Annotated in this window: 7 protein-coding genes and 2 pseudogenes; 1 reads left to right on the top strand and 8 read right to left on the bottom strand. The window is 66.8% G+C overall.

Going from position 1 to position 20,188, the window contains the following annotated elements; all coding sequences use genetic code 11:
* Positions 1–336 precede the first annotated feature (336 nt).
* On the bottom strand, positions 337–1,212 hold the full coding sequence (locus tag FHX31_RS08645; RefSeq protein ID WP_071098598.1) for an O-acetyl-ADP-ribose deacetylase: 876 nt from the start codon (positions 1,210–1,212) through the stop codon (positions 337–339).
* Positions 1,213–1,327: 115 nt separating this feature from the next.
* On the opposite strand from FHX31_RS08645, the pseudogene FHX31_RS32575 reads away from it, so the two are divergent.
* A pseudogene (locus FHX31_RS32575) lies at positions 1,328–1,524 on the top strand (hypothetical protein).
* A 398-nt stretch (positions 1,525–1,922) separates the two neighbouring features.
* Here the strand turns inward: FHX31_RS32575 and FHX31_RS08640 are convergent.
* From FHX31_RS08640 to FHX31_RS08610, 7 genes and pseudogenes are all read right to left on the bottom strand, one after another.
* Positions 1,923–4,040, bottom strand: coding sequence for a DEAD/DEAH box helicase (locus FHX31_RS08640; RefSeq protein WP_071098596.1), 2,118 nt, complete (start codon positions 4,038–4,040; stop codon positions 1,923–1,925).
* The gene (gene brxD / locus FHX31_RS08635; protein WP_071098594.1) at positions 4,037–5,344 is read right to left on the bottom strand and encodes a BREX system ATP-binding protein BrxD; all 1,308 of its coding nucleotides are present in this window, start codon (positions 5,342–5,344) and stop codon (positions 4,037–4,039) included. The genes FHX31_RS08640 and brxD overlap by 4 nt, the downstream gene beginning before the upstream one ends.
* Positions 5,341–8,079: a BREX-2 system phosphatase PglZ gene (gene pglZ, locus FHX31_RS08630; protein WP_143025378.1), complete on the bottom strand. Its 2,739-nt coding sequence runs from the start codon at positions 8,077–8,079 to the stop codon at positions 5,341–5,343. The genes brxD and pglZ overlap by 4 nt, the downstream gene beginning before the upstream one ends.
* Before the next feature lie 20 nt (positions 8,080–8,099).
* Positions 8,100–11,840 carry a BREX-2 system ATPase PglY family protein gene (locus FHX31_RS08625; RefSeq protein ID WP_071098590.1) on the bottom strand — a complete coding sequence of 1,247 codons (3,741 nt, stop codon included), beginning with the start codon at positions 11,838–11,840 and terminating at the stop codon, positions 8,100–8,102.
* A 31-nt stretch (positions 11,841–11,871) separates the two neighbouring features.
* The gene (pglX, locus tag FHX31_RS08620) at positions 11,872–15,432 is read right to left on the bottom strand and encodes a BREX-2 system adenine-specific DNA-methyltransferase PglX (RefSeq protein WP_083395339.1); all 3,561 of its coding nucleotides are present in this window, start codon (positions 15,430–15,432) and stop codon (positions 11,872–11,874) included.
* 2 nt (positions 15,433–15,434) lie between these two features.
* Positions 15,435–19,709 (bottom strand): BREX system serine/threonine kinase PglW, encoded by a 4,275-nt coding sequence (gene pglW / locus FHX31_RS08615; RefSeq protein ID WP_083395338.1) that lies wholly within the window; start codon positions 19,707–19,709, stop codon positions 15,435–15,437.
* An 81-nt stretch (positions 19,710–19,790) separates the two neighbouring features.
* Positions 19,791–19,943 (bottom strand): annotated as a pseudogene (locus FHX31_RS08610) (transposase family protein); the annotation flags it as partial.
* Between the last annotated feature and the right edge of the window lie 245 nt (positions 19,944–20,188).

The following is a 20,188-nucleotide window of genomic DNA, read 5'->3' as shown; positions in this document are numbered from 1 at the left end:
GGTGCGGAAGAGCGATCAGGTGTGGCCAGAGCCCGGTCCAGCCACGTGTCAGGCCCGTGATCGGAAGCTTCGTCGTCAGTCCTGTCATCCGCCGAGGACGAGCCACGACCGAGGTACCAATCGTTGATTGTGCGGCCCCTGACCACCGCGCCCCTTTCGAAGCAGCCATCGGGACTCCAGGATGCCAGCTGTCGCGTGGGAAGTCATCCTGCACGCGGCCGCGTCCACTGCCGTGCGCTGAGGGCAGTCTGTGTAGTGTGGACCAAGCGCCGTCCACGCCGTCCGCTGGCCTACCACAATGCCCGGGCCGTGCCTGGTGCAGGTGGATCGAGTCAGTCAGCCGGGAATGTGTCGGGGTTCGCGTCGCGCGGCGTAGCGGTCGAGCAGGATCGGCACGCCCGTGTGCACCCACCATGGAAAGTGGACGGCGCCGGCAGACATGCCGTGGCCCGGGTCGAACTCGGGGACGTATATCGCTCCGGCGTGGTCGTGCCACGGTGCCGATTCGCGGCTGGTGAGATGTTCGCCGACAACCTGCTCGATGGTGTCCATGATGAGCGTCCGTAAGTCGAACCAGTCGTCTGGCAGCGGCGTGTCGGCGAACCGCGCGCGAAGTTCTCGCCACAGGTAGAAATCGCCGCGCAGCGAGTACTGGATCGGCTCGCGCTCAAACAAGGAGCCGACGCTGTCTGTGTCGACGGACGGCGGACACCGAACCCAGACGGCCGCGCGGGTTCGCTTGTGCATGGCTTCGTCGAATGCGACGAGCCGTACCTCGTCGACGCCCGTCTCGGCGGCCGCGATGGTCTCGATCGCCGCCTCGATGGCATCGGCGTGTGGCCAACCGCGGACGCCGGTGCTGATCAGCGGGAACGCGACGCTGCGCGCGCCCAGTTCGTCGGCGACCTTAAGCGCGCGCCGGTAACACGACTCCAGCAGGGAGCGGTCGCGCTGACCGGCGTGGTAGTTGGGGCCGACGGTGTGGATGACCCACCGGGCGGGCAGGTCGCCTGCTGTTGTCCATCCGGCGTCGCCGGTGGCGAGGCCGTCAGGAAACCGGGCGATGCAGTCACGCAGGATCGCCGGGCCTCCGCTGTGATGGATCGCGCCATCCACACCGCCGCCTCCGCGCATCGCCTTGTTCGCCGCGTTGACGATGGCGTCAACGTCCTGCGTCGTGATGTCCCCGAGAACGGCGGTGATGACTGGCACGGCATCAGTCTGCCCGGAGGCACCGACAGAGCAGCGACCACCCCGGCACAAAGCTTCCCGCTCCTGCCGCTCGCGGTGCAGCCGGACCGCTGACTACGTTTCGCACCGTCAGAGCGTGGAGGTGCTGCTGAGCGGCGGGCCCAATGCGGGCCAGGTGGCGCCCGGCGTGGGGAGACCGCCGTGTGGCAGGCCTGCCTGCACGTGATCAAACCCGCGTACGGCCACCGGCGCGGCCGTGACCCACGCGTCTACCGACACCGCCCTGACTGTTGCCAGCCCTACCCCCGAGGCGCCCAGGACCGCCGCGAATGACCCGGCAGCCCGCCGAGACGAAGCGGCAGCCAAGATCATGGTTGGCTCCCCCGCGCCGCTGCACGCCCACGTCGCCGGCCAGCACTGGGGAACAAGAGGTCGGCTTGGGTGGCCAGCAACGGCGACACGATCAGTGCGGCCCAACCAACCGGGCGCCACGGCGACCGAATAACAATTATTGATGCACCTCCACGAGTGCTTGCACGTGCAGGCCCCCGTCGCTGTCCCTCAGCCGGCGGGCCCGGTCGGTGAGGGTGAGGTGTGCCAGGGTCAGCACGCTGGAGGGCCAGAGCGTCGCGTCGGAGGTCCCCATCGAGCCCGAGACTGGAGAGGCCACACTCGCGAACCTCGTAGCCGAACTCGAACACGTCACACAGCCAGACTGACACACTGCCCGGCTATGCCTGAACGAACCGCGTCGGCTCCTGCAGGACAGCGGTTGCGCCGCCGAGGTCGGCGAGGCGAGACGCCAACGTCGCCAGCGCGAGCCGCTCCGGCAGCGCTTCGCTGAACTTGAGTCCGTCAAGAGCTTTCTTGTTGACTTCGGGCAAGCACAGACGCTGATCTGCGTCGGCGATGAGTGTCCGCCATTCTTCCCGAGTGAGATTCGCCCGTAGGCGGACCTGGCAGTCATCGAAGCGTTGGACCGGGTCGACCACCTCGGTCAACGTGGCCGCCAAGGTGGCGTTCGCGCGGAAACCGGCCCAGGTCCACCACCGCAGGTCGTCGCCGTGCCGATCGCGAAGGATGACGCTGCCACCCGGATGCACCATCGCGGATCGCTCTTCCCGCTCTTGGGCGAGGCGCTTGGCTGCTCGGTGAGTGAGCTTTACCGGGGGGTTGGCGCCGAGAAGCACCTCGCGCATGGCGCGGCTCAGCTCGAATCCGAGGCCTGCCCAGCCCCCGGTCGTCCAGCGAGCCTTTCCGCCGCTCTCGGCGGGTTCGACGAAACAGCGCCGGCGCCGCCAGTCGATGTAGGTGACCCGCCAACTTCGCCCGTTGAGTAGCAGTCGACGGTCGCCCTGCACCTCCTCCGTGAGCAGCGCGGGATCGACGCGGCCCAGCTCATCGCGGCCCACCAGGACGGTGAACTCGGGTGCTCCGACGAATACTGCTGTCATGCCCATGAAGTGTCGGTGCCCGAAGCGCCGTTCAGCTTCGAGACCGATGTAAAGCATGTCGCTGTCGCTGTCGAGGTAGCCCTGATCGATCAGATGGCGAAGGATCGGGGTGGCGCCGCGGCCGAAGGGGTCGAGACCGTTCCACCACTGCGGCCAGTTCTGATCTCCCACTCGGTGTTCTTGCAGGCAGAGCGCGAGCATCTGCTGGGCGACGATGTGCCGTGGCTCTGGCGGGGCGACGACTGGCTCGACCCATCCGCTGCCCCAGAGCACCAGCAGGGCCGCTGCCTCCAGCAGGGCGTCGCCGCTGCGGGTGAGAAAGAGGCAGTTGCGGATGCTGCCAGGCCGCCGACCTGTCCGCCCGAGTCGTTGCAGGAATGAGGCCACGGTCGAGGGGGCGTCGATCTGAATGACACGGTCGAGATCACCGACGTCGATTCCCAGTTCGAGTGTGCTGGTCGAAACAATGACACAGTCGCGTGCCTCGGCGAACGCCTCTTCCGAGCGTCTTCTTTCGTCAGCGGACAGCGAGGCGTGTGACAGGAAGGTGGTGATGCCGCGATCCCGCAGAAGACTGCCAAGCTGTTCTACGGCCTGGCGGGATTCGCAGAAGACCAGCCGTTTCTCACCGGAGTGCAGCCCGGCGAGCACGGTGGCAGCATTCTGCAGGGATCCGACGAAGTCGAGTTCGATTTCGCCCGGCGGAGGTGTCACCGTAGTCGCTGTCGCGGCGACCGGCAGGTCAGGAGCGATGACGCTTCCGGCCCGAACACCCGCGCCGGAGCCCTGCAGCCAGGTCAACAGGCGATCCGGATTGCCCACGGTTGCCGAGAGCCCGATCCGCTGAACGGGACGGCCGATCAGGTGGGTCAGACGTTCCAGGACGGCGAGCAGATGCCAGCCACGGTCGTCGCCGGCAAAAGCGTGCACCTCGTCGACGACCACGGTACGCAGACCGGCGAAGAACGCCCGATGGTCGACGTTACGGCTGACCAGCATCGATTCCAAGGATTCCGGCGTGGTCAGGAGCACGTCTGGGCGGGCAGCCAGGATGGCCCGCCGTCGCGACGCGGTGACGTCGCCATGCCAGAGCGCGGCTCGCCGTCCCAGCCAGTCGGCGTAGCGTTCCCAGCGCGGCAGCAGATTGTTGAGCAGGGCTTTGAGCGGGCAGAGGTACAGCACGGAGGTTCCAGACCAGCCCTCGGCTGCCATCCGGGACAACAGCGGAAACGCTGCCGCTTCGGTTTTGCCCCCAGCGGTCGGGGCGAGAAGGAGCGTGTCCTCGCCAGCCAGAAGCGGCCCCACAGCAGCTTCCTGCAGGGGTCGCAGACCCGGCCATTGCAGGGAGTTGACGATGTGGTGCAGCAGCACGGGATGCAGCAGGTCGGCGGTCACACGTCTAGTTTGATGTCGTCGGCGCTTGCGGCGTTGCGTTCCACGTCGGTCATCTCCGCTGCCGACATTGTCGGCGCGTAGTGCTGCCTCGGGTCGAAGTCCGGGAACTGGTCGACCCGGTCGAGGACATCGCCCACCAGCTTCTTCAGATACAGGCGCGGCACGATGCCGACCTTTCCACCCAGGCCGCCGGCAACGGCACGAGCCAGCTGGTCAAGGTACGCGCCGTCGACCAGAGTCCGTATCCGGTCGGGAGCAGTTGACCCGGCGGCGTAGAGATCCCGAACGCGGCCACCCAGCTCGACCAGGGACCCGATCGTGAAGCCCGGCAGACGGATCTGCACGGCCCTGGGGTTGTCGAATCTGGGATCCGTGCCGAAGTCGACGGCAAGCCGTTGCGCCAGCGGGGCGAGCCGTTGCACGCCCTGCTGCCCGTCGTAGAACGCAGGCGTGCCGGTGATGACGAGATGCAGTCCGGGGAAGCGTCCGGAGTGCACCTCGTCGATCATCTGGCGCAGCGCATTGAGTGCCTTGTCCCGGACGTCGCCACGGACCCTTTGCAGTGTCTCGACCTCATCGAGGACAAGGACCAACCCCGGATGGCCGGCGTCCCGCAGGACGGTGAGCAGCCCCTGGAGGAAGGCCATGGCGCCGAAATGGTCGAGCTCGCCACGGATTCCGGCGGCTCGTTTCGCCGACGCCGCGACCTGTGGCTGTCCGGCCATCCATGCGGCCAGTCCGTCGGCGACGACGGTGTCGCCCGAGCTCAACGCCGCCCGGTAGCCACGCAACGCCAGTGCGAAGAGCGGGGAGTGCTTGCTGACCTGGGCGAGCCGCTGTTCGAGGAGCCGATCCACCGCCGCGCCCACGTCTGCCTCCGCGGCGGGATCAGCTTCGAGCGCATCGGCCTCCAGCGTGAACAGCCAGGAGTCAAGAACAGCGCGGAACGCGCTGGATGGTATCGACGCCGTCCGCATGGACTCGGTGATGCGCCGGTACACGGTCTCCAACCGGTGCAACGGCGTCTGGGTCTCGGAGATCTGTACCTCGGCCGCGGCGAAACCGCGGCGGAGAGCCCGCTCGGCCAAGTGCCGAGTAAAGAAGGTTTTGCCAGCGCCGTATTCGCCCCGCACCGCCTTGAACACGGCGCCGCCAGAACTGACCGTGTCGAGCTCGCCGTCGAGAGCGGCGGCAAATCGGTCGAGGCCGACCGCGAGCAGGTCGAGTCCGCTCTCCGGAACGGTTCCACGGCGAAGCGCATCGATCACCTCGCGTCGGCGCCGCTGGGAGACGTCCAGCGTCACGAGGGCACCTCGAACTGCTCGGACAGGAGCGTGACGTCAAGCGTGACCGTGCCGGTCGCTGGTTCGACGGCCAGAACGGCGTATCCCTCAATGTTGAGCAGTTGCTGAACCTGCGTCAGCGCACCCCGGAGCCGGGTCTGTGCCACTCCTAGGGCTTGGGCTGCGAGGGTTGGTGCCAGCCGGTTGGCAGCTGCCCCCACCAGCGCGTCGATGATGCTCGCAATCTGATCGTCGGTGACGATGAGGCGGCCGTTGATCCTCCGCTGTGCCTTGTAGACCGAGCTGGTCACGATGGCCTGGCCGAGTGTCACCGCCGGTTGCTCGGTGGCCTGTGGGCCCAGGTCGAACAGGGCCGGGCTGTCCTGTCGATCTCCGCGGCTCTTGGTGATCACGGCTTTCGGGGCTGGCGGCTCGGCAGGCAGCCGCGGAGCGGCCGCGGAGGTGAGCCACCAAGTGGGTTCCTGCGGCGGCAGCAAGTCCAGGCCGGCCCGGTTGCGGGTCTCATCAGGTACGAGGACGGCCACCGGGACGACGACCTCCGCTGCGCTCGCTCCCCCGTGGTAGCCGGCCTTCAGGGGTCCGTACCTGAGGGTCTCGTCGACGGCCAGGACGGCTCGGTGGCCGTCGGTGAGGACGCGAGGGCCGCTGACCTCGATCTCGTCGTCCTGGACCGGAGCGGTCGCCGGGCGAGAACGAGCACTGGAAATATTCGGGTACGAGCGTTGTGCGCCTTGGCGGCGTTCGACGATGTGACCGTGGTCGGAGGTCACGACGACCGTCCGCCCTGCGGCTGCAGCCCGAGCGAGAAGCGGTTCAAGATGCTTGACAGCGTCAGCGGTCCAAACCGTTCCCGCAGGGTCGCTGCGGTCGAGTGCGTCGTCGATCGTGTTCAGGACGACGGTCACCAGCGACAGCTCGATGTCATCGATGGCGCTGCCGACGTCCGGGCTGACCGACCAGCCTGCTGCCGTCGTATCCACTGCTTTTTTATGGAAGAGCCGTGCAGTGATCTTTCCGCCTTTGGCGGTGATTTCCGCGTACCCGTGCTGTTCTTCGGACTGCTGCCCGCGGGTTAGGCGGCCGGAGAGCAAAGAGGCACGACTCACCTCGGTGACTGACGGCAACGCCGCGAGCGCTGCAGTCCTCCGGCGGTTGCCGGCTCCTGGCAGGGCAGCCTCGATCCAGCCGAGACGTGTAGTCGCGTCGGACAGGATCTCCGTCGCGACAGCGGCGCTCATACCGTCGAGGACGAGCAGCAGCACGGGGGCCTTGCGGGCGAGCGGGATGACGCAGCCTGGTAGCAATTGCTCTAGGTACCAGATGGTTCCCGAGTCGGCGGGCACGCCGCGGCTGGTAGGGATTGGCGCTGAGGCGAGCGCCCGGGCGAAGCGACGTTCCTGTGCGCGACGTCGCTTCTGCGCGGCCGTGACGACGGCGTGGAGCGCGCTTGACAGGCTCGGATCGTCAACGCCGCCGAACGCGTCGTTGATCGCCGCGTCAGCCCATGCCGCGTTGTCGAGGTACTGGCGCACGAGAGCGCCGAGCGCACGGGCATCCGAGGCAGCGCCGGGCGGAGGATCAACTTCAGAGAGCCACCGGACAAGTCGTACCGCGGCCTCGAAGGGAACGCGAAGTGGCGTTTTCGCTCCGAGCCGGTGCGTCTGAACTGCTGCCCAGGCGGTCTCGACGGTGTTCGTATTGTCGAGATGGCCAGGTGAAGCGATTGCCCGACGCAGGGCGTCGGCAAGCGCGACAAATCGTGCCCGTAATCCGCCGGCGAGAAGGTCTGAGTAGCGGGCCAGCGGCTCGGCCTGGATCTGCGCGAGAATCACGTCGGCCCGGTCGAGGGAGCGCGCAACGTCGTCGTCGGCGCGCCGATCGTGAATCAGGTCGGACAACAGTGTGTCCGCTGCTTGCCCGAGTGCGGCCAACGCGGTCTGCGAAGGGCTGGGATCGCCCCACCGCGGTTCGAGCCGGACCAGAGCAAGTTGGGCCTGATGCGCTGTCGGCGGGTCATATCGGTCAGCGGTCAGCAAGCGAAGGACCAGACCGAGCGGTACGACGTCGGCGAGCTCGCCACGAGACAGCAGCGCACGTATCGGGCCTGCCGCCGAGCCCGCCCGCTGGGCGATCCAGTCAAGCGTGGTGTCGGCGAGCAGGTCTCCGACGCTTCGGCGCAAAGCACCGAGGGAGGCGACGCTCTGCGCAGCGATCGACCAGCGGAGGACGCCGAGGACGTCGGCGGTGTCCGTATCGAAGCCGAGGTGGGTTGCGGCGACGGCACCAAGCGCGTGGGTGCGGGTGAGTACCCCGGCCGGGGCTGCAGGCCAGCCCGCCTGCGGGGTTGCAGCGACCAACGCGGTGGCCAGCTCTCGGTTGTCCGGTCGGCTGGTCAGGGCAGGGTCGATCCCGGTGGCAGCGAATCGAGTCCGCACTGCCTCCCAGGGGTCAGGGCTGCGCAAGCGCTGCCAGATGAAGTGGGCGAGGATACCGGCGCCGAGGTCGGCGTCGTCACGGTCGGTGACGACGACGAGCCAGTCGCCGTCGCGGTGGTCGCCGAGCAGCTCGCGGGCGGCCAGCGCTGACTCGGCCGCTCGGACCCGTACGGTCTGGCCCTGGTGTTGGAGGTCGGCGGTGATGGCGCGGTCGGGGACGCCACGGATGCCGATGACGCCGCTGCCGTAGTTCTTGGCGCGGGCTTCGTCAACGATGGCGAGCACCATCGATGCGCTCACCCGCGTTGTGGCTATGGCGGTCACGGCAGCACTCGCCACGTCACCTCGACGGTGACGTCAGGGTGGTCGTTCAAGAAGGCTTGCAGCTGGTCCATGATGTCTCTGTTTCCCGCTCCGCCTGCCCGGCTGGAACTGCCGGCCTTGGGGCCCGACACCACCGGCGGCTTTGGCGTGGGCGTAGGACCCGCCGGGGGCGCGGTGCTTCCCGCCAACCAGCTGAAGATCCCGTCCTCGCAGGAGGCAAGCGCCCGTCCAATCGGGACTGGCAACTCGTCCTGCTCCAGAGCGGCCCGTAGGCCGTTCACGACGGCAGCAGCATCCGCGGCGCGGCTTCCCTCGCCCTTCATAGCTTCGCGAAGCGGGTCGAGCCGGTGCCAAGGAAACGCAGTGAGTGCCTTGTCAACAGCGTCCGCCGAAGCCAGCGATTTACCCGCGGCGACTGGAGTCGCACCGCCGAGATCCGCCTTCGCCAACACCTGGACGAGCTTGACGCCGTCCAGGTGACGCAGTTGCTGCATCAGCGCGGAACAGGCTTTGGCGGTCCTCAGCCGGCTACCTTCTGCAATCGCCAGACGTCGGTACGCCGCCTCGATCGCTCCCACCAACCCGGGCGCTGTCTTCGATAGTTCCGCTGCCTTGGTGGCGACCTGGCCGACGAAATCAGCCACAGCGGGCGCGGTGAGATACGCCCCGGCTGTGATGCCGAGCATCGCGCCGGCCACGGTTCGCGCCGTCTCCCAATCACCGGCGGACGGCAGTTCCTGGGTGCGCAGCTCCATCACCGGGGTGAGCGAGCCAGGCTCCGGTACGACCGGCAGCGCCGTCCCTTGTTGGAACCAAGCCCGCTGCCGCAGCGCCGCCCACGCGATGACAACCAGGTCGGCGACCTCGTCCCGCAATCCATGGGCGGGCGAGACGTCCCGGATCCAGCGCCGCAGCTCCGCGACGGTCACCGGACCGTCGGCGGGCTTGCCCTGTTCCTGCGCTCGTCGGCCGAGTGCTCGCTCGATCTCCTGACCCCACGGGGTGAACCGATCGTCGCCGAAGAGGTAGTGCATCTCCGTGGCCTTGCCGACGCCGAGCGGCTCCGCGATCCGTCGTACCACGGCGGCGTCGGCCTGAAGCTCGACGCGTTTCTCGCTGTCCGCCGCGCTCTGTGCGACGTACCGAGCAACGGCTTTGAGGTCGCGGACTTTGACCTCGACGTCGCCTGGCTCGAACAGCGGATGCGCGGGGTAGAGAGCCTTGAACGCCTGGTCGAGCAGGTTGTTGAAGGCCTGACCGAGCGTGGCGCCGACCGGATTGACAGGGGCGAAGCGACGCTCGAAGGAGAACAGCGTCCGCTCGTGTGACGCGTCCTCGATGAGGACACCCGGGCGCGGTGACGCGGCGCCGTATGCCTGCTGCACCGCGTCCTCAAGGCTGCGCCGCAGCGTGTTGCGCTGGGACTCCAGGATTGACCGGGCCAGGGCACGGTCGGTCTCGTTGAGGTGGTCGGCGTGCCCCTGCCAGCGCTCGGTGCTGCCGTCGAGCAGCCAGTTGAGGATGACGAGGCGTCGCAGTTCGCGGATCTTGTCGTCCGACAGGAACCGCGGCAGCCACACCACGGTCCGCTCCTGCACACCGCGAGCCACCATCTCGTCCAGCCGTTGCAGGTCCTCGGCCGTCGAGTGGCCCGGGTCGTCGAACGGATGGTCGATGACGATGCGCCAGGTGTCCGGGGCCGCCCGGAAGTGGTCGTCGGACAGCCAGCTGCGGTCGCGAACGTTGCCGAAGAGTACATCGACCTTGCGCTTCGAGCCACGCCAGATGAAGTCGTACGGGTAGGCGCCTTGCAGATCCTGGGACGCCAGCGTAATGCCCAGGCTTTCGCTGACGAGTTCCTTCAACAGTTCACGGCGCCGGCCCTCGTTGTCCTCGGCCTTGGCCCGCTCCACGATCGACTCGTAGTCGACGTCGGACAGCTGCACCCGGATCGTCGGGTTGCGGTCGTCGCCGTCGAGATGGATCTCCGGAATGTCCCGGGCCCAGGTGCGCACCTTGGACAGCACGACAGCCGCCTCACCACCCGGCAGCGGCGACACGATGGAACCGTGGTTGAGCGACGCGAGCCGGGCCGCGGTCAGCGCCATCAGGGCCGGAACCTTCGGGGCGACGGCCGACAACAGGAGGGTCTTGGCCAGCCGATCGTCGGTGCGGAATCCCGGCGGAACCTTTTCGGGCTCCTCGCGCAGGGTCCGCTCGTCGATGCCGTGGATCCCGAGCAGCAAGGGCCGCAGCTTGTCGGTGTAGAGCTTGTTGGCCGACCGGAAGAGAGCAGCCGCCTCGGCGTCCAGCGCCTGCCCGGTCTGCCCCTGCACCACGAGGTCGAAGGAGTCACCGACCGGGATAATCTGGTCGATCGTAAGAGTCTCGCGCCGGTCGACGAGCATCTGCTGCATGACCTTGAGCGCGGTCCGCTCGCGCTGCATGACGCTGGCCAGGCTGCGCAAGGTCGACACCAGGGCCGGAGAGAACGGGTAGGTGAGGCGGAACGCCTTCTCATCGGAGCCCCGATGCCGTTCATCGGTGTTCACGCCGTCGAGCAGCACGTCCCACACCGCCGGCCGGCGGTCGATCGCACCGAACGCGCCCTCGAGCACGGCGGCAGCATCGGCGTCCTTGGGCTGCAGGAGGCGGCGATTGGCCACGTACGGCAGGTTGTCGTCGCCGAGCGGGATGACACCGAACCGGCCTTCCTGGTGGCGGAAGGCGCGGTCGAGCGCGTCCTGCTCCGCGCCGCTGGCGCCCGAGTCGGCGAACCAGCGCCGCAGGTCCATCTGCCGGGCCACAAAGGAGATGAGCGGGATAGGACGACCACCGATGGACGACTCGACCAGCTTGGTGAGCTTCTGCGATTCGCGGCGGAAGAACTCCCGGTCCTGCACCGAGAACGCCAGCCACAGGACCAGCTCGTCGAGGAAGAGAACCACGGCGTCGTAGCCGAGACTCTTGGCGTGCGTCGAGATCGCCGCCAGGCCGGTGTCCAGGTCGACGTACTCCGCCTGCTGCGTGTAGGAGCGGAAGTACGTTTCGACCAGGGCCGAAACCAGCTTCTGCCGGCTGGGGCTCGCGGCCGAGGCCGCACGAGCCTCGGCGTAGCGAACAGCATCCCACTCCCCCGCGCCCAGCACAGCAGCCCAGGGATCGGCCGCGCCGTCGCCCCCTGCTTCGCCGTTGAGGCCGGCGAAGAACTGCTGGTCGCCGAGCTGGGCCCGGTAACGTTCAGCGTCTTCGAGAAGGGCGTCAGACTTGTGTACGGCGGGCAGCGGCGCACCGGGGCGGCGCTCGGCGATCTGGCGGATGTAACCCTGGAAGAGGGCCTCCTCCATCGTCCGCGCCCCGAGCATGTGGAAGGCGAGCGGCAGGATCTTCCGGTCCGCCAGGACGGGATCGTGGCGCGCCACAACGGGCTGAAGCTCAGCCTTGGACCGGGCGGCCGCCTCGTGTTCGAGGAGGGCATGCAGCACGGCCATGAAGTGCGACTTACCCGAACCGAACGAGCCGGTGAGGAACGAGCCGCGGCTCGTGCCGGAGGTGATTCCCTCGGCCACCAGGCCCATAGCCGCGTCAAACGCCTCGACCAGCGCATCGGTGACGACGTATTCATCGACCGTGCGCTGGACCGCGTTGTGCCCGACCGAGTCGGTCAGACGCAGGACGTAGTCCTCCGCGCCGGCACGCTCGGGAATGGTGATGACGTCGCGGAGCGGGGTACTCACGCCTTCTCCTCAAGCTGCATCGTCATGGCTGTCACGACCTCGATCGGCGTCCTCGGCTGGCGGCTGGCGGCCTCCAGGCACCAAGCTGCTCGACCGTCATGCCCACCTGGTGAGCGCGACCGCGCAGTTGCTCCTCCAGGTAGTCGGCCAGGTTGAGCTGGTAGGTGGGGTCAGTCTCGTCGTGCCACTGCCGCACCCAGGGCTGGAGCTCTGCGAGGCCGGCGACCAGGGGGACAAGCTTATCGTCAGCCCAGCCTTCGGCCTCCCGCTCGGCGATCACCGCGTTCAGGGCCAGGGCCTGCTGAGCGTGGTCCCAGCCGGCCCACCCGAGCAACTGGGTGGGGTCGGTCTCTCGCCCAGCGTTCGGGTAGAGGATGAACCGCTCCTTGGGCACGTCGAGCTTGCCCCGGTGCTGCCACCACGACTGCTTCCGGAAGTCTGCGGTTGTGTACTTCGGCGGCACCGGAATCTCGCCGACCTTCTCACCCTTGTCCTCACGGCGCTGCAGATCCCAGGTATGTTCCCACGCTTCGCGCTTACGCAGCCCCGAATCCTTCAGCCGGTACGCGGCCAAGAAGGGCACGCCTTCGGTGTCCAACAGCGTGGAGAGCTGCTGGGTGACCGACCGGTCCTTGCGGCCGTCCCATAGTTGCAGGACGGATACGAGATCGGAGTCCCGGGTCACAATGTCGGCGAGCTGAGCCACCGATCGCGTGGTGGGCCGACCCTGCGCATCAAACCAGTACGAGCGTGCCTCCAGACGGTCGAGCAGCCACGCCCGCAACGCCTTCTCGACCCGCTTCTCCCACGGCTCGCTTGCCCACCGCCGCTTGTACTCAGGACGCTCAAGGAGGTTGATGAATTTGTTCGACTCGATTAGATCAAGCCGCCGCTGCACCACATCCTGATATTTCTGCGGCCAGTGTTCAGGAATGTCAATGATCCTCGCAAACTTGTGATTCCAGTGATCGAACCAGCTAGTCTGCAGCCGATCAGCTACACAGTCGCGTGCCATTACAATGGCGAACGCACGTTCTTCGGGGAGGATTCCAGGTAGATCGTCACCCGAGTAAGTAAGATCATCATTGATGATCCCATAAGCCCGATACATTTCCCAGTCAAGCTCTTCCTGCCGGGAAATCATCCGTCGGCGCGTTTCGCCTTGCAGGAGGCCAATCCTATCTATCTCGCCGGCCGACGGCACAGAACTGGGGGAAAATGCGCGCGAGAATTCAGATTTCGCAGACGTCGATAGCTCATGAATTTCGCGAGCTCTGCGAGTGGAAATCTGAGGCGGAAGTGGAAAATTCAGTAGGATCGTTCCAGCGAACTGAAAACGATGTTCCCATGGTTCGTCTGCTCCAGCAGCCTCGGCCCCAGGTCGCCCCTTGTTGTGACACTTCTGCCTTAGCCAGAAACATGACGATGAAGAATTCATCACCGCGAGCAAAGCGAAGTGATCTTCTTCTGTGGACCCCATCGGCAGCTTCAGTACCGGTGCGGTCCGGTTGAAAACCTTGCCGTCGCTGTCGAGATAGAAGTGGTTATGTGTTGCGACCTCAGCGAAGCCAATAGCATAAGGCGCCGTGTTGCGATCACGCGGAAGTTGGTGCCACTCTAGCCAGTCGCGACCATCGGAGCGATACGTTCCCCCACTGAACGTTCCACGTGCCCAGAGTTCGGTTCGAAGCGGCCAATAGAGGCGGATTCCGTCATTCAGAGCATCTTGGGTCGAGTTGACACCGCTCACGGCGGGAGGAACGAGGGCGCAGTCGTCGAACGAAGCGCCCCAATCGCGAACTGCGTCCCCGCGTGTCGCATCTCTAGTCAGATTGGACGGAACTTTCCACCGATCCATCACGTGGCGGGAGAGGAAGAACGCCTCATCGGCGTGAGAGTCGCCATAGAACCCTATTCGAGTGACGCGACTCCGAGCTGGCACGGAACCTCGCTCCAGGACCTGAAGGAGAGCATCGGTCCCACCGCCAGACAAGCTCCATGGATGCCTGGCTAAAGAACTCCTAGGAATTTCAGCCACCGAAATGTATTCGTTCTCAAATCCGACTATTCCAATGTTATTTGCAATAGATGACCACACAATGCCCCGAGCTGGGTAATCTGGCTGACCGGGCTCAGCCCGGATGCCAAGAACGGCCTTTACCGTACTCTTCTGCGGGGACTGGGGGCGGCCAACGATGATGACGGTCGGAGTTCCGTGGCCCGGTATGTAAGCACCTGAGGTATCAACAATAATCTGGAGGTCTTGGCGGCTAAGAAACTCTTCGACCAATCGCGAACCGAACTTCCGCTTCATGAAAGAATTGGAGGTTATTTGCCCTACCCATCCAGCCGGACGTTCTCTAGCGGGTGGCCTGGCGAGTTGGAAGAATCGCTCCAGAAAGGGAACAGAAAGTGCGTATATCCCCTTACAGGTTGGATACCGGTCCCGGTATGCCGCGTTCAGCTTCCTATCCCTAGCCGGAATGTATGGCGGGTTTCCCACAACGACGTCATATCGATGTGGTTCCAGAATCGAACGTAAGGCCGCCAGGTCTTCCGTTGCGTATGCAAACCCACTCAGGCCAGAGTCATGATCCTCCACCCCGGGAAGGTCTAATGTCAGCTGCGACCGGCCATGGAGCAACGAATCGCCGGATGCAAGGTGGAACTGAAATGCAGGCGCATTTTCCAAAAACCTGAGGTCGGCTGCCTTGAGTGCGGCGACCATGAGCCGGAATCGGGCGATGGCGATAGCGAAGGGGTTAAGGTCCACGCCGTGTATGGCGTCGAGTGCTTTCTGCACCCGTGCCTGCACCTCAATGCCCGGGGCATGCGCGGCCCAGCGTTCGTTGAGTCGGGCGAAGGCGCCGAGGAGGAAGTGGCCCGACCCGCAGGTGGGGTCGATGAGTTTGAAGCCTTCGAGTGGCCGCTCGGCGAGCGCTGGCTCCATAGTCTGGTCGAGAATAAACTTCTCGACGAACTCGGGCGTCTGGAGCAGCGCGAACGTATCCTTGGCGTAGTCGGAGAGGTCCTGGTAGAGGTCACCGAGGAATCGGGTCGACAGATCAGGATCGGCGAGGTCCCAGACGAGGTCGCCGTCGGCGGTGCGTTCACGCCAGAAGGCGATGAGCCGCTTGGCGGCCTGACCCGACGGAGAGACCGTCCAGAGCGGCGAATGCGACTCGACCAGATCCCGGGTCGCCTTCGTGTTCCGCAGGTATTCGACCGCCTGGAGCACCCACTCGCGGTCGGTGTCTTCGGGATGGGTGCGGAAGTAGGAGAGTTCCGCGTCCAGCGCCTCCTGCCGGCGGTCGGCGGGTCCGGCGATCCAGACCGGCTTGAGCAGGCGGTTGTCCTCGCAGAATCGTACGAAGACCGTGGTCAGCACCCACGCGACCGCGGCCTGCGTCACCCGGTCGTCGCGCCATTCCTGCCACGACATGGCCGTCCGCTCGCGGCTTTCTGCGGCCTTGTGCTCCTGCTTCCACATTGTTAGGATGTCGGGCTGCGAGGCGACACGGTCGCGAAGGTCCTCCTCCAGATCGAGGGCCACCTTCTTGAGCGCTGCCGTCAACCCCGTTGAGACCGCCATTGCTACTGCTCCTTCTGGGCGGCTGCGCTCAGAGCAGCCGTGCTGTCGATCCACTCGTTGTCGAGGTTGACAAACTGGTTGGGCGCGGCGAGCGGAACCGGCCGGCCGTCAATCACAGGACCGTGGTTGCCGTTGAGCTGCGGCACGAGCAGCCAGACCGCACGGCGGCGCGGGGCGGCCAGGTCGGTCCAGCGGGTGAGCAGTGCCATGTTGTCATAGCGGGCGAGCGGCGACGCGTCCGTGAGCAGCACCGGCGAGTCCGCGCTCCCGTCGGCAAGGGCTCGCCCGACGGCCGCCTCGACCTCTGGCCAGGACCGGCGGACCAGCTCCTCCAGACCGCGACGGGGACGGCTTGACTCGCGTTCGGCGTCCGCGGCGCGTACCAGATCCCAAGGCATGTTGGCAGCCGCGGACACCGACCGCAGCGCCTCCAGCAACGCGCCCGTCAGGTCGACCATGGTAGCGCCGTAGCGGGCCCGGGCAGCATCGATCAACCGGCTCAGGCGGTCGGCCCGGGTGCCGAGCGCGAGGAACGACCGGCTGCCGATAGACGTTTCCAGCCTCGCTCCCAACGCGCCGGTCGTGCCGACGGGAGATGTCGTCACCGCGAGGCTGGTCGCCGACCGGGACTCCAGCCCCGTTGTGGCCTTGCCGGTCTGCAGGGCCCGATAGACGCGCAGCCGGTCGTCGAAGGTCAGGCCGAGACCCGCGTCCGTGATCAGGCTGTCGAGCGCCGGCCGCTGCGGCAGCGCCGGCACCGCGGGGAACCGGACCCGTACGCGTTCGCGGATTTCGTCCGGGGTGAGCTGCTGCCCGCCGAAGTCCGCGAAAGTCTGAGCCAGGGCCGCCACCGCGGTGAGTCCGCGGTGGTGCAGGTCGCCGGCACCGGTGGCAGCCGCGTGCGTCGACGCGGCTGCGGCCAGAGTCACGCGGCGTAGAGGATCGGCGAGGGCCGCCGGCCAGCTGCTCTCCACGGGAACGGCCGCTTCGAGGCGGGCTTGCACACGCTGAGCCGGAATGATCGCGTTCGCGGCGTCACCGGTGGCACCGACAAGGCGGTCCGCCTCCGCTGCCAGCGATTCGGCGACGTCACATAGCGTCTGATCCTCGGCCAGGAGCGTGACGACGCCGGCACGTCGGCGAACCCAGACCGGCAGCTGCGAGCCGTCGGCCTTGTTCATCGCTTTGCGCCGTTCCAGGGCGAAGCGGAGCAGGCCACGTGCCAACCGTTGGTCCACATGGGGCTCGGGTGCGAGCGTTTCGAGCATCGTACGGGTCAGTTCGGCGACCGTCGCGACGGAGCCGAGCTCGGTGAGGCGGGTAGAGACTGCCTCCGCCAGCCGGTCAAGGAGGGCCCGCGCGTGATCGTCCCCCGCCCACCGCTCCTGCAGGGTTCCGAGCAGTGTCGTGATACGCGACGGCTGCACCGGCTCGTCCAGGTTCGCCCCGAGCTGGGCGTGCGTGGCGAAGGCGTCGAGCGCTGTGTCGAACCCCAGGACCAGCCGGACGACTCCGCCGCGTGACGGTGAACGCGGTGTGGCGACGACACGCAGCAACAAATCGGCGGCGGCCGTGGGAGTGAGCGCCGGACCGCTTCGGTCGGTCGTACGGACTTCGGAACCGAGCCGGGCGCGCCACTCCTTGATGCGTGACGTGATCTGCAAGCGAGTCGAGTTCGCAACCCCCTGCAGCCGGGACAGCCTGACCGGGTCGACGGTCAGCAGCTCGCCGACGGTCTCGACGGCGTAGGGCTCCAGCGCCGACAGGGCCCGGCCGGTCAGCCCGGAGTCACGCAACGGCGTGGTCAGAGCGGCCTTGGCAGCAAGTTCGTCGTACGACTCGCCGGGCTCGGTGGTGTCGTCCTTCGCGAAGATCGTCAGCCACGCGGTGCGCATGGCCTCGGCGGTGTGATGCCGGGCGCCGGCGTCGCTGGCCAATGCCTTGCGGAAGAAGTCGACCAGATCGCCGGCCAACGTCTGGTCGAACATTTCCGGCCTGATGGTGGCCTCGTCCCGGGTGCTTCCCGGGTCGCCCTTGCCGTCTCCGTAGACCGGGACGCTGCCGGTCGCCATCTCGAAGAGAACCACGGCTGCGGCATAGCGTTCCGCCGCCGAGTCGTATCGATCCCGGGCGCCGGTCAGGAACGGGTCGAGGTACGGCGGGGTCCCGGCCTGCGTGGCGGAGGCTGCAGCGCGGGTCAGGGAGAAGTCGAAGAGGATCAGGTGCTTGGTGCGGTCGCCGCGGCTCTCCCGTACGCCCAGGTTGGACGGCTTGATGTCACGGTGATCAATCCCGGCCTTGTCCAACGCAACGAGGCAGTCGAGAAGGTCCTTTCCATACCGGTCAAGCAGGTCGTACGACAGCCGGGTACGCGCCCGCAGAGCGCTGGTCAAAGTTTCAGCTCCCGCGCTTTCGAGCAGCAGCGCCCGCCGGCCACCAACGACCACGTGCGGATCGAGAACCTTCACGATACGGGGGTGGTCGAGCCGCTTGAGCGCCTCCGCCTCATCGTCGAGACGCGTCGCGGCCGTATCGTTGAGGGCCACCTTGAGGACGCACTCGGGGTCTCCTTCGGCGAGCAGGTCCTGCACGAGCAGGCCCACGGCCGTCGAGCCCTGCCCGAGCCGCCGGATCAAGCGGAACCTTCCGTCGAGAACGGTGCCGGGTGCCGCCTCGAGCGGGTCGGTCTCCTCGTTCGCGGTGGCGGCGTCGCGCTCGGCCGCGCCGAGCTGCGACAGGAAGGTCGTGACGTCGGCCGTCCGCCGGCTGGGTGCCGGATCGGTCGCTTTGAGGACGAGCGAGCGCAGCGTCGACGGGATCTGCGGCAGCTCGATCGCCAAGTCGAGGCCTTGCTGGTCGCGCAGGCGCTGCTTCAGGGCACTCCGGCTCGGTGCCGGCGATCGCCCGGTGAGCAGATAGAAGGCCAGGCTGCCCAGACCGAACACATCTAGCCGAATGCGGTCGGCGTCCGCGCTCCAGGCCCCCTCGGGCGCGGTGAACACCTCGGCCGCCCCTGATCCGTGATCGTCCAGGGACACGTCGACCAGCGAGGTCACGCCATGAACCGTGCCGATGGTGGCTGAGACGTTCTGGAGACTTCCGGAGCCCTGCCAGTCACCGACCCGAACTTTGACGTCACCCTGGGTGCCGGGGACCGGACGCACCCACACCGCGGGCGGAATCAGCCCGCGGTGCACGACCCGATTGTTGTGGGCGTACTGCAAAGCCTCACCGATCTGGCGGATCATCGACAGCTGCGTCGCCAGCGGTACGCCCTGTTCCTGGCCGGCGAGCCACAGGTCGAGACGTTGCCATTGCTGGTCGTACGGGTAGACAAGCCCGATGCCAAGTTCGGATTCGACCAGGTCGCGAGGGCGCAGCAGCCCGTCGTGCTGCAGCCGCGACATGATGCGGAACTCGTGCTCCGCGATCTGACGGGCCGCGGCTCGCTCCGGTTGACTCGCTGTCGGCGGCAGCACCCGGAAACGGATCCGGGCACGGTCCTGCTGGACCACCCGGTGATAGGCGAGCCAGTCCTGCCAGCCTTCGTCGGAGTCGATGGCCTGGTCCTCGATGACCCACGAGCCCGCCTCGCGTTCGCGGCGCTGCACGAGGCCGATGCGTTCCAGCAGCTTGACCAGGATGTGTTCCTGGTTCGGGCCGATCGCCCGCCGCCCTGCAGGTTCGAGCACGAGTTCGGAGATGCCGGTGAGGTGGCTCTGCGAGACGCGGTCGTCGAGGCCATAGAGGTTGATCGCACTTGCCGGGCTGAGAACGCAGCGCAGGTCGGGGTGGTGCAGGAAGACGGCCTCCTGGACGAACGGAATAACGTCCCGCTCGTCGGAGATCTGAACGTTCTGCTCCTGCGCCCACAGCCGCAGCTCGTCTCTCAACTTGCTCGCGAAATACTGCGCTTTACGCCGCGTCAGCTTGAGCGGGGAATCTTCCGGCCGCCGACCGTCACGGGCCCAGCGCTGATCGTCACCCCGGAGTGTGCCGGAGTAGTACTTGAGCTCGATGAGGTGCAGCTGCTTACGACCGAGAAGAAGCAGATCGACCTCGTGCCATCGGCCCCGCGAATCGCGGAACTCGAAGTTCGACCAGGCGCGAAACGGCGTCTCGTCGGGCATGATCGCCCGGACCAGGGCCAGTCCCTCGGCTTCGTGAGGAAACTGCGAGGGCGAGACGTCGACCCACCGGTCCTGCCCAGCCTCTGCCACTGTTCCGCCCTCCGCGCCGCGCCCGGTTCGTCCCCACCGCTCCGGCCGCAGCAGCATATCCGGTCAGTAGCCGACGGTCGTCGTCTCATTCGGCAGGACTCACCGAGCGTTGGGTCAACGCTGATGAGTGCGGCTACCTCACCACCAGGACAAGGGACGGCCCAGCGCGGTCGCGGCCGGGACGTCAGCGACCCACTCAGCGATCGCGGCGTACGAGCGGTAGCCGGCCACTACGGCACACATGGCAGCAGTGACGACGACCGTCAGCTGGTACCGCACCCCGCGACGGGCGCGGGGATCGGCAGATCGTTGTCACCCTCCGTTTCCAGCACTGATCAGAAGGTAGCCGTCGCGCGAGCCGGTGCATAGTCCAACGGCCTGCCGGGCCGCTGCGGCCATCGACATGTTCCGTGGTCCGAACGACGACCATGCGGCCGATGGGTTGAACTGTGGGAGCCGGCGCACCACGGCATTCATCGTTTCCGCGGGTGCCTCGTAGCCGTCAATTCGGCGGCAGACGGCGTGCCTGTGCCTGC

It is taken from the genome of Micromonospora sp. CNZ286 (assembly GCF_014207755.1).
Note: the sequence above shows the minus strand (reverse complement) of the source record. Positions and strands in the feature narration are given on the sequence as shown.

Bases quoted from the DNA above. Each gene is read 5' to 3' on its own strand.
- pglX (WP_083395339.1), bottom strand. From the start codon at position 15,432: ATGGCGGTCTCAACGGGGTTGACGGCAGCGCTCAAGAAGGTGGCCCTC.
- pglW (WP_083395338.1), bottom strand. From the start codon at position 19,709: ATGCTGCTGCGGCCGGAGCGGTGGGGACGAACCGGGCGCGGCGCGGAG.